Here is a 13,590-nt window from a genome sequence, read left to right on the forward strand (position 1 = left end):
ATTATGGATGATTCATGCATGCAGTCGACATAGGAGGTATCGGCGGTAGATGACCGGTCCGAGACGCAGAAGATATCGGTATCGAGGCCGCAGCCGGTATGGTTCGGCATGGAGGAATCCCGCCCCGGCCCGCTTCCGTCGCGAATCGCTCACGGAACGGGTGCTGATCCTTTTGGTAGTGGCTGTGGTCCTGGGCATCACCATCGGACTGATATTGCCAAGGGTCAATGGTGGGGTCGGACGGCTGACCGGCCGATATACGGCAACCGGCGATGCGGCCCAGACCCTGCAGGGCCTGACAGTGGACGATCACGCCCGCCCTGGCCGCCAATACCGGCGTGAGGCCTTCGGCTTCAAGGAGACCGATGAGGACGGCAACGGTTGCAATGTGCGCGAGGATGTGCTGACCCGCGACCTGACTGACCTGCGTACCACTACTCCCGGCGGGTGCAAGGTGGCCAGCGGTCGTCTACAGGATCCCTATACCGGGCGGACCATCGAATTCGTCAGAGGCCCGAAGACCAGTTCGGCCGTACAGATCGACCATGTGGTCGCCCTGGAGAATGCCTGGCGGTCAGGAGCCAGCAAGTGGGACACGGCCCGCCGCTACCGTTTTGGCAACGACCCCTACAATCTGCTTGCCGTGGACGGTCCAGCCAACCAGGCCAAGGGGAGTGCCTCGGCCGACTACTGGCTGCCCGAGAACAGGGGCTACCAGTGTTCCTATGTGGCCCGTCAGATAGCGGTCAAGGACAAGTATTCACTGAGCGTCACCAGCTCGGAAAAGCAGGCCATGCTGGCCGTTCTGCATACCTGCCCAGGCCAGCCTCTCCCGCCGGACCGCTGAGTGCTGGCCCGTAGAAGGCTGACTGACAACTGGCATCTTCCAATTGACATCTTGTATTTACCAGTCTGTCTATCGTGTTGTAGCTAGCGATGAATCTGCTCAGATCAAGCAGGTATTCATGGACGACTTTCCGGTGATCAGTCCTGGGTTTTGGAGTCGGCGGCGGAGGCTGTGACAGAGAGGGCGTCGGTGTGGATGATGTGCATGTGGCGCAGGAGCATGCGGGTCATCTGACGGCCGGAGCCGGCACCGTTTCCCCGTACGCCGAAGTAGACCAGCAGAACCATGCCCAGGCAGATCAGTGCTGAAATGCGCAGGGCCCACTGCACGCCGAAGATGTTGGCTGCGATCTGGGTGGAGTGGCCGCCGCCCAGAGCGTTGTGGCGCAGGGTGGTGATGGTCTCCATGAGGATGACCAGGATGGGGGCTCCGACAGCGCCGGCGATCTGCCGGGCCGTGTTGGTGACGGCCGAACCAGCCGAAACGTCCTTGGGAGCCAGGTTGTTCAGGGACCAGGTGGTCAAGGGCATCAGGGTGAAGCCCATGCCGATTTGACGGATGAACTGGCAGATGGAGACCAGGCCAATCCAGGTATTGGCGCTGATCATGCTCATGGCGATGGTGCCCAGCAGCAGGACCGAGCAGCCGGTCATGGCCACGGGTCGTGCACCCCAACGGTCCAGCAAGCGGCCCCCGAAGAACTGAGCGATGGCGGTGCCGATGGCCCCTGGAAGCATGACCAGACCGCTCATGGTGGCCGAGAAGCCGCGATCCGTCTGGATATACATGGGCAAGATAACGGTGACCGAGCTGAAGGCGAAGAAGGACATGGAGGCGATGATGGTGCCCACGGTGAAGTTCTTGATCCGCAACACATGCAGGTCCAGCAAGGGCTTGTCGTGGTGGAGCTGGCGAAGCACGAACCAGATGATCCCGATCAGGCCGACCAGCATGAAGGGCCAGGTCATGAAGGAGGTGATGGGGAAGTTCTCGATGTTGGTGAAGCCGAACATGAGGCCGCCGAATCCGAAGATGGACAGGGCCACCGAGAAGAAGTCCGCCTTGACGCTGGTATCGCGCTGGCCGAAGTTGCGCAGGCCGAAGATGGACAGGAGCAGAGCCACAGCCCCGCAGATGCTCAGCGTCAGGAAGATGGAGCGCCAGCCGTTGGCATCGGTCTGCCAGCCGCCCAGGGTCGGGCCGATGGCCGGGGCCACGCTCATGGCCAGGCCCACAGTACCCATGGCCATGCCGCGCTTGGCCAGCGGATAGATGGAGAAGACGGTGATCTGCAGAACGGGCCACATGGTTCCCGTGCCTATGGCCTCAAGGATGCGACCTAGCAGGACCAAGGCGAAGGTCTGCGACTGCCAGCTCAACAGCGACCCCAGGGTGAAGACGGCCATGGAGGTGATGACGATCTGCCTGGTGGAGAAGCGTTTGGTCAGAAAACCGGTCAACGGCACCATGACGCCCATGACCAGCTGGAATACCGAGGTCAGCCACTGGCCGGTGGTCAGGGTGATGTGGAACTCGTCCACAATGGTGGGCAGGGCCGAAGCCAGCTGCAGCTGGGTGAAGTTGCCCAGGAAGGTGATGACGGTCAGAATGGCCAGTGAAAGGAAGGCTTCATGGGTGAGCCTTCCGTTGACGAAGGCTCCATCCTTGCTGAGGGTCCGCCCTTGCTTGGCGAGCTCCTGCTTCCTCATGCACCACCACTTCCTTCGGGTTAGTCCTCACTGCGCATACCGCTCCCCGCGGTGCCGTCCTAGAAAGCAAATCAGGGCATACCGATACCGGTGACACTAAGAAAAGAACAAGAGAGCTAAGCGTCTGACAATGACCTTATAATATACCCGGCTGTGGATTGTGATTGGGTTTTTCCACATGGCTGACGCGGATGTGGCGACCTTGTCCGGCGGTCAGCGTTTCCAGTATGCTGTGTGAGGCGAGCTTCGGTAATGTGAATACGGAAGGGTCCAACACGGGCTGATGAGGACGGACGTTTGAAATGAAACGGCGGTCAAGGTAGGTAGCATGCACGCACATGGTCATGGTCGTGGCAGATTCCCGGCCCTCCTCATGTCCTTGGCAATGATGATTTCCCTGGCGGCCTGCGGCGACAATGTCCCCGTCGACGGCGGTGAAACAGGCAATAATGCAGATCAGGCCCTCTTCCAGGGCGAGTTTGCCGGATCTGGCGCATCCTCCCAGCAGAGCGCTGACGAGGCCTGGATAGCCGGCTTCCGCAAGCAGCATCCGGGGGCGCGCATTTCTTACGATCCGGCCGGTTCCGGTGCTGGGGTCAACGCCTTCCTGTCAGGTTCAACCATCTGGGCTGGCACCGATGCGCCGCTGACCAGCGATCAGCTTGAGCGCTCGCGTAAGGTCTGCGGTTCCGGTACGGCCTTTGACCTGCCCGTTTACGCCACCCCGATTGCTGTGGCCTACAATCTGCCTGATTTGTGGCCCAAGGGTTCAGATGGCCATCTGCGGATGGACCCGGCTCTGATTGCCATGATCTTCTCCGGAAAGGTCACCAACTGGCGGGATCCGCGCATCGCAGCGCTCAATCCGGAGGCCAATTTGCCCGACTTGGACATCACCGTGATTCATCGTTCGGACAAGTCGGGCACCACGAAAAGCTTCCTGTCCTACCTGCACGACACGGCCGGGTCCGCCTGGCCTTATCCAGCGGGTGAGAATTGGCCCAACGACCTGGGGCAGGGTGCCAAGGGCACTGCCGGAGTGGTCATAACCATGAACCAGGCACAGGGTACCTTTGGCTATGCTGACGCGGCCCAGACCACAGGGCTAGGCACCGTGGCCGTCCAGGTGGGGAGGACCTGGCAGCCGCCTACAGCCAAGACCGTGGCCAACCTGCTGGATGCGGCCCAGCGGGATCCTCAGGCCAGTCAGCCTGGCAGGGTGGTCCTGACCGTGAACCACCGCACCACCCGTGAGCACACCTATCCGATTGTCCTGGTCTCCTACGACGTGGTATGTGCTGTCTATCGAGATGATCGGGACGGATCCAAGGCCCAGTTCGCCAAGGCCTGGCTAACCTATCTGCTGAGCGAGCAGGGTCAGCGCATGGCAGCGGCCAATGCGGGTAGCGCTGAGCTGGGGCAAGGGCTGCGCAGCCAGGCCATGGCCTCGGTAGAGACCATCGGGGGGAAGTCATGAGCGACAAACCGGACGAGACCGCAACCCTGAACAAGGCCAAACGGGTGGATCGGATCTTCAAGGCTTGCGCCACCGGGGCGGGCATCCTGATCCTACTGGCCCTGGCTGCGGTCACCCTCTTTCTGATTCTGCGCGCTTTTCCAGCCTTCACCGGAGACCCTGATTCCCGCACCCAGGCCATAATTTCCCTTAGCGGTGGACGGGCGAGCAGCTTCCTGGGCTATGTGGGCCCGCTAGTTTTCGGCACCATTCTGATTGCCGGCCTGGCTTTGCTCTTGGCCTTCCCCGTCTCCCTGGGCATCGCCCTCTTCATCGGTTACTATGCCCCCACCCGCCTGTCCACGCTGCTCAGCACGGTGATTGACCTGCTGGCCGCCGTGCCCTCAGTGATCTACGGGCTCTGGGGGGCTCTGGTCCTGGTTCCCAATATCACTGGCTTCTGGCGCTGGTTGTCTGTCCATTTGGGATGGATTCCGCTCTTTTCCGGACCCGTTGCTGCCCCGGCCCGGTCAGTGGCCACGGTGGCCCTGGTGTTGGCGGTCATGATCCTGCCCATCATCACCTCGGTCACCCGTGACATCCTGATCCAGGCCCCTCGGTTGCAGCAGGAGGCCGCCTTGGCACTGGGCGCCACCAAGTGGGAGATGATCCGGCTTGCGGTCCTGCCCTTCGGCCGCTCGGGCATCATTTCGGCCTCCATGCTGGGGCTGGGTCGCGCCCTGGGCGAGACCATGGCGGTGCTGATGATCCTCTCGCCAGGCTTCAGCTACTCCCTGCGGCTGCTGCAGGCTTCGAAGAGCCAGACCATCGCCGCCAACATCGCTGCCCAGTTCCCCGAGGCGGACTCCCAGGGCGTGGGCCTCCTGGTGGCCACCGGTCTGGTCCTCTTCATCATCACCTTCATCGTCAATTATCTGGCGCGCAGGATCACAGCAAAGGCGGGTGCATGATGGCAAGCCGAACTGATCGCGGACCGGTCATCGACTTTGACCGCTTCAGGCCAACCAGGTCTTCCATCCGGGCACGCAAGCGCAAGGACCGGCTGATGACCGTCCTGATCGGGCTCTCCTTCCTGGTCGCCCTGATCCCGCTGGTCTCGGTGCTCTGGGTCAGCCTGTCCAAGGGGGTGCGACGGCTGACACCGGACTTCCTCACCCACAACATGAGCGGGGTGGTGGGTGGCAACCCCACGCCGTCCGGAGGCTACGGCGGTATTCTGCATGCGGTAATCGGCACCCTGGAGATCACCTTTGGATCCATGGTCATATCCATTCCGGTGGGTGTCATGTGCGCGGTTTATCTGGTCGAATACGCCCATGGAGGCCGCCTGGCCAAGGCCATCGGTCTCATGGTGGACGTGATGAGCGGAATTCCCTCCATCGTGGCTGGTCTCTTCGCCTTCTCCATGTTCGCCCTTGTAGTTGGGCCAGGCACCGTAAACGGGCTGGCTGGTTCGGTGGCCCTCTCCCTGCTCATGCTGCCCACGGTGGTCAAGACCTCCGAGGATATGTTGGCCGTGGTTCCCAACGACCTGCGAGAGGCGGCCTATGCCCTGGGGGTGACCAAACAGCGGACCATCACCAGTATCGTTCTGCGCACGGCGCTGCCTGGCATCGTCTCGGGCACCATCCTGGCTGTGGCACGGGTCATCGGGGAGACGGCGCCCCTGCTGATAGCCTCGGGCTTCATCGCCACCACCAACCCCAACCTCTTCTCCGGGAGGATGACCACCCTGCCGGTTTTCGTCTATAACGAGTATTCCCAGGGGCTGGCCGTCTGCGGGCCAGGTGCTGACCCGGGATGCCTGACCGACATCCACATGCAGCGGGCCTGGGCTGCGGCCTTGGTGCTTATCCTTATCGTCCTGCTGCTCAACCTGCTGGGGCGGCTGGTCTCGCGCATCTTTGCTGTTGGGCGGACGCGTTGAGCGCCGCCATGAGAGAAACGGAGGCCGGAACATGGGCCAACGCATAGACATCAACCACCTCAACGTCTACTACGGCGACTTCCTGGCCGTCCAGGATGTAAACATGCGCATCCAGGCCAACAAGGTCACCGCCTTCATCGGTCCCTCCGGCTGCGGCAAGTCCACGGTCCTGCGCACCTTGGACCGCATGCACGAGATCACACCGGGGGCGCATGTGAGCGGGCAGGTGCTGTTGGAAGGTCGTGATCTCTACGGGCCGGATGTGGATCCGGTCGAAGTGCGGCGGGACGTGGGCATGGTCTTCCAGAGGGCCAATCCCTTCCCGACCATGTCCATCAGGGAGAACGTTCTGGCCGGCATACGACTCAACAAGAAGCACATCGCCAAGTCCGACGCGGACGATCTGGTGGAGTGGGCCCTGCGCGGTGCCAATCTTTGGAACGAGGTCAAGGATCGCTTGGACAAGCCAGGCATCGGGCTCTCAGGCGGTCAGCAGCAGCGGCTCTGCATTGCACGTGCCGTGGCCGTGCACCCACAGGTCCTGCTCATGGACGAACCCTGCTCGGCCCTGGATCCCATCTCCACCCTGGCTGTGGAGGATCTGATCAACGAGCTAAAACGGGACTACACCATCGTCATCGTCACCCATAACATGCAGCAGGCCGCCAGGGTTTCGGACTATACAGCCTTCTTCAACCTCAAGGCCGTGGGTCAGCCCGGTCACCTGGTGGAGATGGACGACACCACCACCATCTTCTCCAACCCGCATGAGCCGGATACCGAGCGCTACATCTCCGGTCGCTTCGGCTGAGACAGAACCGGTCCGCGCACCCGCCCGTCAGGTATCATGGTTCCGGCATCCGCGGAAGGAGCGACGGCATGGGAGTATTGCTGGAACCGGCCACCCTCTTGGGCATCATCCTGGTGGGCTACCTGTTCAAGCGTCTTGGCCTTTTTCGTCCGCTGGACTACCGGGTGCTGCAGACTATTGTGTTCGATCTGGTCCTGCCCGGGGCCATCATCTACTCCTTCGCCACCAACCCCCACAATCCCAGCCTGCTTCTGGTCTCGGCCTTCGCCTTCGTTGCCTCGCTGATTCCGCCCCTGGCCATCTTTCTGACCAGCAGGCATCGTCATACGGCCCAGCGGGCTTTTCTTATGCTCAACGGGTCGGGTTTCAACATCGGATGCTTCTGCTTCCCCATGCTTCAGTCGCTGCTTGGCACGGCGGCCCTGGTGCCCGCCGCCATGTTCGACATCGGCAACTCGGTCATGGTCTCTGCAGGGACCAACGTCATGACCCAGGGGCTTCTTCATATTCGACCGGGCCAGTCCCTGGATCCCGAAGCAGGTGAGCCGGTCAAGCTGGATGACCCTGATGCCCGCAAACTTCATCGCAAGGCCGCAGCCATCTCCATAGCCAAGGGCTTTCTGAGCTCGCCCTCCTTCGACACCTACATGGTCATGGTGGTCTTCATGCTGACCGGGATCTCGCTGCCAGGCTGGTCAGCCCAGATCACCCGTCCATTCTCGACGGCCAACGCCTTCTGCTCCATGCTTATGGTGGGCATGCTCATGGACTTGCCTGGCGGACGGGATGATGTCAAGTCCGTATTGCAGATTCTGGCCTGGCGCCTGCCCTTCGGCATTCTGTTCGCGGCGGCCGCATGGTATCTGCTGCCCTTTGAACCGTTGATCCGTCAGGCAGTGGCCTTGTGCTGCCTGGCTCCGACGGCGGTTTTCGCCACCATGTTCACTGACAAGGTTCTTGGCAACGCCCGACTGGCGGGATTCACCCTGGCCCTGACTGCGGTGATCGGTGCGGTGCTCATGGTCTTGGCGCATCTGCTGATGGGCGCCCTCTGAGGATTCAGCCCTTCTTGTTGTTTTTCTTATCGTCTTTGCCCTGGTCGCGGCGCTCCTGCTCCTGACGCAGGGTGCGGCCCTCGCGGGTGCGCTGCTTGTTGACCGTGGCTGCTGCAATCCGCTCGGCAGCGCGCTCATCCTGTCCACGATCGACTTCGCTGTCGTGCACATGCTGATACTGCTTCTGATCGTCCTGGTCCCAATGATTGTTCCTGGCCATATACCCCTCCTCAAAAGCGGCGTGCCCATCAAATATCCCCATGTGGAACGGCTTCAGGGCCATGCCTGTATGCCGATTATAGGTGGGCGGAAAGTTCAGCGGCGGTATTGGAGCTCAATAGAGGGAACTTGTAACAGAAAAAGCCGAGTGCTCGTGATATTCTTCTCTTGTCTCATCGCCAAATAAGACAATAAGGAATCGAATATGCATAAGCTATTTCGGCTTTCGGATAATAATACCACAGTCTCTACGGAAGTGGTAGCAGGCATCACCACCTTCTTCGCCATGGCCTATATCATCGTGGTCAATCCCTCGGTGCTTTCCACGGCGGGCATGCCCTGGGGTGCCGTCTTTCTCGCCACTCTGATTGCTGCCATCATCGGCACCCTGATCATGGCGCTGGTGGCCAACGTCCCCTACGGCGTGGCGCCAGGAGTTGGACTGAATGCCTTCTTCACCTTCACTGTGGTCAAAGGGCTGGGCTTCACCTGGCAACAGACCATGTGCATGGTGTTCCTGTGCGGCCTGATCAACATCCTGGTCACGGCCACCAAGCTGCGCAAGATGATCATCCAGGCCATTCCACCCCTGCTCCAACACGCCATCGGCGGCGGCATCGGCGTCTTCATCGCCTATGTGGGTCTGCTCAATGTGGGCATCATCAAGTTCGCCCCCGACAAGACCTCGGCGGCAGGAGCCAACCCTGGCCTGACCACCTTTAACACTCCTGGGGTCGTTCTCTTCGTCATCGGCCTGTTGCTGACCATCTTCCTCCTGATTTTCAAGTTCAAAGGCCACTTGGCTTTCATCAACAAGGGCGCCTTCGTCATAGCTATCATCGTGGTCACGCTGCTGGGCATCCCCATGGGGGTCACCAACATGGCCAAGTCGGTCGATCTGGGCCAGGCCTGGTCGCAGCTGCCGCAGACCTTCCTGGCCATTTTCCGTCCGGAGGGCTTCCCGGCTCTCTTCTCTGACCCGGCCAAGCTGCCAGTGGTTCTGGTGACCATCTTCGCCTTCTCCCTTTCGGACACCTTCGACACCATCGGCACCTTTGTGGGCACAGGTCGGCGCTCAGGCATCTTCTCAGCCGAGGATGAGCAGGCTCTGGAGAACGGCCGCGGCTTCAGTTCCAAGATGGACAAGGCCTTGTTTGCCGACGCGACGGCAACATCCATCGGAGCGCTCTTCGGCACCTCCAACACCACCACTTATGTGGAATCCGCAGCGGGCATCGCAGCTGGTGGTCGTACCGGCCTGACCTCGGTAGTCATCGCCATCTGCTTCGCGCTTAGTGCCGTCTTCGCTCCGTTGATCTCGGCTGTGCCTTCGGCGGCCACTGCACCCGTGTTGGTCATCGTGGGCTGCATGATGATGAGCTCCTTCGCAGAGATTGAGTGGGGCGAGCTGTCTGAGGCCATTCCGGCCTTCTTCACGGCCATCTTCATGGGCTTTGCCTACTCCATCTCCTATGGCGTGGCCGCCGGTTTCATCACCTACTGCCTGACCATGGTCTGCAAGCGCAAGGGCAAGGAGGTCCACCCCATCATCTGGGGGGTTGCGGCTCTCTTCATTCTGGACTTCGTGCTTCAGGCTGTGCTCTAAGCACAGATTCGTAAACACAAGACATCCACAAGCAGCATTCGTCAGAAGCATTGTTCAGTTGTGCAGCTAGCGTCATGCTGTTGACATGTTGACCTGACTGTTTGAGATAGAGACCACAGCAGGGCCCCGCCACTACATAGGTGGCGGGGCCCTGCTCGTTCGTGGCTTGAGCGGGGTGGTTACCTAAGATCAGTGCTTATGCCGAGCGGCTACTTTTCCGCCTTGTCCGCTTTGTGTTTCAAGACGTTGCCGTTTGGCGGCCAGGCCACCGACTGCGGCCAGCGAGCCGACCATGATGGTGACTAATATGCCTGCCTCTCCGGTCAAGGGGAGGACGCCGTAGTGGATGAAACGGAAGGCATTGGTCTCATCGTTGGATTGTGGAGCCCCATTGAGCGTCCAAGCGATGCTGACAGTCGTGTCGCCGGCCTGATGGTTCGGTGTCAGCACGGTCCAGGCGCCATCCTGCTGCCCAGTGGAGCTTAGGCTGGTTCCATTGACACCTCCGAATTGCACTGTGGACGGGATGCCGAGCCTGAAGGGAAAGAGCACGTTGACAGGGGAGTAGACCGTCTGTGTCGCATTGTTCCCCAGCCTTCCTTGGCCGTTGTCTTCCCAGCTCATAGTGCTGCCGTTGGATGCGATGGCTAGGGTGTGGCCGGTGCCGGCGCTGACCTTGACGAAGTGGTCGATGCCTGATGGATTGCCCATTCTGGTTGGCTTGTTCAGGCTGCCTGTGCCTCCGGTCCCCAGCATGCCTGATGCGTTTTGACCCCAGCCCCAGATGTTGCCGTTCTGGTCCAGCGCCAGTGAATTGCCGCTAGCCCTGCTGCCTGTCAACTGCGTGAAGGCGCTGACGTTTGCGGGCATGGCTACCAGAGACAGAGCAGTCCTCGTGGTGGTGTCGCCCAGGCCGAGTTCTCCATTGCTGTTCCCGCCCCAGGACCATATGCGTCCTAGATCATCAAGAGCGGAGGAGTGGCCGCTGCCCGCAATGATCTGAACAAGCTTGAATCCGCCTGTCGGGTTGGTGTCCGGCTTGGCCTGGACGGGTGTGGAGGTGTAGCCATCAAGCGCTACGTCACTCGTATTGCCTAGATCACCGTTCTGGTTCGATCCCCAGCCCCAAGCACGGCCCTGGGTGTCAGTTGCCAGGGAATGCGAACCGCCCGCACTGACCTGTGCATAGCGGAATCCTGTTGCCTCGCCTTGCGGGGTTGCGACCTGAACGGGTCTGGTGGTGATCCCTGTCGTCGCCACAGTGCTAGCAGGAACGCCCAGTTTGCCGAACTCATTGGATCCCCAGCCCCAGGCTCTGCCCTGCCCGTCTACGGCTAGGACATGAGTGATTCCTGCGCTGATGCCAGTGAGACTGAAGCTGTTGCCGTCATCCCGCTTGGGGCTTGCACGCGAATCGGGCTGGAGCTGTATGCAGATGAGCAATTGGTAGCAACGGCATTGCTGCCCAGCTGCCCGGAGCTGTTAAGCCCCCATGCCCAGATGTGGCCCTGGTCATCCAAGGCCAAAGAGAAGGCTTTTCCTGCACTGACCTGCGTGAATCGGTTCACGCCTGTCGGTTTGGGAATCTGAACCGGGGCCAAGCGGTCCGTTGTGGTTCCATCGCCCAGCTGTCCGTATTTATTGGCACCCCAAGAATAGACGTTTCCATCCGATCCAAGAGCCAATGAATGATCATCGCCGGCGCTGATCTGGCTGAACCTGATGCTCCGCGCTGCAGGTGGAACCAGGGTCACCTTGGTCTGACCGCTGTCGGGACCCTGGTTGGGAGAGATGGTCCATTGCCCGGTGCCTGCCGTCCAATGGGCTGTCAGTTTCGTGGGACCCTTGACGGGGGAAGAAAAGTCATAGGCCGCATCGCCGTTGAACCAGCCGTCGAATAAAAAGCCCGGTCGGGTCGGGTCTTGATCCGGCCTGGAAGCCGTCTGGTCCTCGATGACCGACTGACTGGTGGGCTGGCTGCCGTCGGCCTTGTCGAAAGTGACGACATAACTGGGCGGGTCATAGATGAAATCCAGGATCTCATCGAACTGCTGACCATAGAGATTCCAGTTGATGGTCGCATCTACTCGCCCCTTCCTATGAGCTGGTGTCATCACCTGCCAGTTCGTACCTGCTTTTTTGAGATCGCTGCCCAGTGTCTGGTCGAATTTGACCGCAGTAACATCTGGCGAAAGCGGGAAAGCGGCCAAGCTTGGTGTCAGCCTCATTGCCTGGCTATTATCCGTGCCTATAGGAACGTCTGGATCACCTAATTGTCCGCCGTTGTTCCACCCCCAGGTGTACAGGTTTCCATCTGATCCCAATGCAGACGATTCCTCCCATCCTGCATTGATCTGAGCCCAAGTGAATTTCTGGGCAGTTGAAGATGTTGGTTGATCGACAATGTGCGGTCTATTGACGTACGAACCGTCTGCGCTTATGTCTTTGATGCCTAGTTGCCCGTGATCGTTTCGTCCCCAAGAATAGAGATTGCCGTCCGAGCCAATGGCTAGGACGTGAGTGTCTCTTATCATGACTCGTACCCAGGTAAACCCTGACGGTGCTCCGTTGGGCGGGGATATTAGAGTGGGCGTTTTTCTATCTTCTGCACTGCTGCCATCTCCCAGCCGTCCGTATCCGTTCCATCCCCAAGCGTAAAGATCCCCATTCGTGCTGATTGCGAAACAAGATGTATCTCCGGTGCTGAACTGGGAGAAGGTAACGCCGGCGGGTTGGCGGACCTGAACAGGAGTTGATCGCTGAATGTCGGTCCCGTCGCCTAAGCGACCACTGACGTTTGAACCCCAGGCGTACAAGTTGTTATCTGAGCCTAGGGCAAAGGAGTTATACCGGCCAGCACTTAACTGAGTGAAAGTGATCCCTGCTGGCCTGCTGACAAGTACGGGTTTGCTGCTGTACGCAGCAGAATTATCGGTGCCTGTAGGGATGTTGGTGTTGCCGAGCTGTCCGTCTCCGTTCCATCCCCAGGCATAGAGATTGTGATCTGAGCCTAATGCCAGGGTGTGATCCCATCGGGTGCTTACTTGGGTCCAGGTGAATCCATTTGAGACACCGGCAGGCTTCGGAACCTTGACAGGAGTCAACTTGTTTTCGGTAGTTCCATCGCCAAGTTGTCCACGAGCATTGTTCCCCCACGCGTAGAGGTTACCGTCAGAACCTATAGCAAGAGAGGAATGGTCGCCAGCGGCAATGGTAGTGAAAGTGAATTGGGCTGACGTATTGGCCGGCTTGTTTATTTTCACTGGTGTTCGTCGCAGAGTGTTGGTGCTGTCGCCCAATTGCCCTGAACTGTTATCACCCCAGGCGTAAAGGTTTTCATCCGATCCAAGAGCCAGGGAATGGGTTGCCCCTGATGTGATTTGAGAGAATTTGATGCCACGGGTTGCTGGGGGAGTCAGTGTCACTGCAGTACCTCCCGACGCAGCTCCGTGCGCAGGCGCCAGGGACCAATGGCCGCCGCCAGCTGTCCATTTTGCAGTCAGCTTCAGGTTGCTGGTGACGGGCTGGTTGAAGTCGTAGGCTACCTGGCCCGTAAACCAGCCGTCGAAGAGGTATCCGTGCTTGGTGGGATCTGTCGGTCGTTTCGCCAGACCTCCCGAAGGGACAATCTGTGCAACAGGGGATGCTGTGTCAGCTTGGGCCGTGTCAAAGGTGACCGAACATTGATTATTTGGGCAGGAGCTTGTCGCCCGAGTGGAAGGAACAGGGCTTGCTGAGTCTGGTGAAGCGGGGGAGGGCAGAGCAGGAGAGGTTGTTGGTTGGATAGAGGAATCCAGCTTTTGAGTTGCAGTTGGCGTGGGAGTATTAGAGGGAATTTGAGTGGAACCAGGCATACCTGTAGTCACACCCTCTCCCGTTCCCAATTTTTTCATGCTTTGCGATGCTGTTGGGGATGCGGTGGCGTCTGCCTGCGCTAGG

General features: G+C 59.9%; 11 protein-coding genes. 7 read left to right on the top strand and 4 right to left on the bottom strand.

The genetic code is table 11. The features are described from left to right. The first annotated feature begins 49 nt into the window (after positions 1–49). Entirely contained in the window at positions 50–847 is a 798-nt protein-coding gene (locus ACUIAI_RS00945; RefSeq protein WP_445342320.1) for an HNH endonuclease family protein, read from the top strand. A gap of 137 nt (positions 848–984) precedes the next feature. Here the strand turns inward: ACUIAI_RS00945 and ACUIAI_RS00950 are convergent, their stop codons facing one another. After that, positions 985–2,556, bottom strand: coding sequence for an MDR family MFS transporter (locus ACUIAI_RS00950; RefSeq protein WP_445342321.1), 1,572 nt, complete (start codon positions 2,554–2,556; stop codon positions 985–987). Between the two features lie 328 nt (positions 2,557–2,884). Between ACUIAI_RS00950 and ACUIAI_RS00955 the strand changes: the two genes are divergently transcribed. The 5 genes from ACUIAI_RS00955 to ACUIAI_RS00975 all read left to right on the top strand — a co-directional run bounded on the left by ACUIAI_RS00955 (position 2,885) and on the right by ACUIAI_RS00975 (position 7,826). After that, positions 2,885–4,033 (top strand): phosphate ABC transporter substrate-binding protein PstS, encoded by a 1,149-nt coding sequence (locus tag ACUIAI_RS00955; RefSeq protein ID WP_445342322.1) that lies wholly within the window; start codon positions 2,885–2,887, stop codon positions 4,031–4,033. Further along, positions 4,030–4,983 (top strand): phosphate ABC transporter permease subunit PstC, encoded by a 954-nt coding sequence (gene pstC / locus ACUIAI_RS00960; protein WP_445342323.1) that lies wholly within the window; start codon positions 4,030–4,032, stop codon positions 4,981–4,983. The genes ACUIAI_RS00955 and pstC overlap by 4 nt, the downstream gene beginning before the upstream one ends. Next, positions 4,980–5,960, top strand: coding sequence for a phosphate ABC transporter permease PstA (pstA, locus tag ACUIAI_RS00965; RefSeq protein ID WP_110424896.1), 981 nt, complete (start codon positions 4,980–4,982; stop codon positions 5,958–5,960). Before pstC ends, pstA begins: the two co-directional genes overlap by 4 nt. Positions 5,961–5,991: 31 nt before the next feature. Beyond that, on the top strand, positions 5,992–6,771 hold the full coding sequence (gene pstB / locus ACUIAI_RS00970) for a phosphate ABC transporter ATP-binding protein PstB (RefSeq protein WP_024627440.1): 780 nt from the start codon (positions 5,992–5,994) through the stop codon (positions 6,769–6,771). A 68-nt stretch (positions 6,772–6,839) separates the two neighbouring features. Next, positions 6,840–7,826: an AEC family transporter gene (locus ACUIAI_RS00975; RefSeq protein ID WP_445342324.1), complete on the top strand. Its 987-nt coding sequence runs from the start codon at positions 6,840–6,842 to the stop codon at positions 7,824–7,826. 4 nt (positions 7,827–7,830) lie between these two features. Here the strand turns inward: ACUIAI_RS00975 and ACUIAI_RS00980 are convergent, their stop codons facing one another. Continuing rightward, the gene (locus ACUIAI_RS00980; RefSeq protein WP_445342325.1) at positions 7,831–8,046 is read right to left on the bottom strand and encodes a hypothetical protein; all 216 of its coding nucleotides are present in this window, start codon (positions 8,044–8,046) and stop codon (positions 7,831–7,833) included. A 204-nt stretch (positions 8,047–8,250) separates the two neighbouring features. On the opposite strand from ACUIAI_RS00980, the gene ACUIAI_RS00985 reads away from it, so the two are divergent. Next, positions 8,251–9,651 carry an NCS2 family permease gene (locus ACUIAI_RS00985; protein ID WP_445342326.1) on the top strand — a complete coding sequence of 467 codons (1,401 nt, stop codon included), beginning with the start codon at positions 8,251–8,253 and terminating at the stop codon, positions 9,649–9,651. A 189-nt stretch (positions 9,652–9,840) separates the two neighbouring features. On the opposite strand, the gene ACUIAI_RS00990 is transcribed toward ACUIAI_RS00985, so the two are convergent. Beyond that, complete coding sequence (locus tag ACUIAI_RS00990; protein ID WP_445342327.1) at positions 9,841–11,094, bottom strand: RCC1 domain-containing protein; 1,254 nt, start codon at positions 11,092–11,094, stop codon at positions 9,841–9,843. After that, complete coding sequence (locus ACUIAI_RS00995; protein WP_445342328.1) at positions 10,986–13,544, bottom strand: RCC1 domain-containing protein; 2,559 nt, start codon at positions 13,542–13,544, stop codon at positions 10,986–10,988. The genes ACUIAI_RS00990 and ACUIAI_RS00995 overlap by 109 nt, the downstream gene beginning before the upstream one ends. Positions 13,545–13,590 lie beyond the last annotated feature (46 nt).

The sequence above is a fragment of the Bifidobacterium sp. ESL0827 genome (genome assembly GCF_052606685.1).

What these genes read in the sequence shown, in the direction of transcription:
- ACUIAI_RS00945 (WP_445342320.1), top strand. Translation starts at nt 50, where the DNA reads ATGACCGGTCCGAGACGCAGAAGATATCGGTATCGAGGCCGCAGCCGG.
- ACUIAI_RS00950 (WP_445342321.1), bottom strand. Translation starts at nt 2,556, where the DNA reads ATGAGGAAGCAGGAGCTCGCCAAGCAAGGGCGGACCCTCAGCAAGGAT.
- ACUIAI_RS00955 (WP_445342322.1), top strand. Translation starts at nt 2,885, where the DNA reads ATGCACGCACATGGTCATGGTCGTGGCAGATTCCCGGCCCTCCTCATG.
- pstC (WP_445342323.1), top strand. Translation starts at nt 4,030, where the DNA reads ATGAGCGACAAACCGGACGAGACCGCAACCCTGAACAAGGCCAAACGG.
- pstA (WP_110424896.1), top strand. Translation starts at nt 4,980, where the DNA reads ATGATGGCAAGCCGAACTGATCGCGGACCGGTCATCGACTTTGACCGC.
- pstB (WP_024627440.1), top strand. Translation starts at nt 5,992, where the DNA reads ATGGGCCAACGCATAGACATCAACCACCTCAACGTCTACTACGGCGAC.
- ACUIAI_RS00975 (WP_445342324.1), top strand. Translation starts at nt 6,840, where the DNA reads ATGGGAGTATTGCTGGAACCGGCCACCCTCTTGGGCATCATCCTGGTG.
- ACUIAI_RS00980 (WP_445342325.1), bottom strand. Translation starts at nt 8,046, where the DNA reads ATGGCCAGGAACAATCATTGGGACCAGGACGATCAGAAGCAGTATCAG.
- ACUIAI_RS00985 (WP_445342326.1), top strand. Translation starts at nt 8,251, where the DNA reads ATGCATAAGCTATTTCGGCTTTCGGATAATAATACCACAGTCTCTACG.
- ACUIAI_RS00995 (WP_445342328.1), bottom strand. Translation starts at nt 13,544, where the DNA reads ATGAAAAAATTGGGAACGGGAGAGGGTGTGACTACAGGTATGCCTGGT.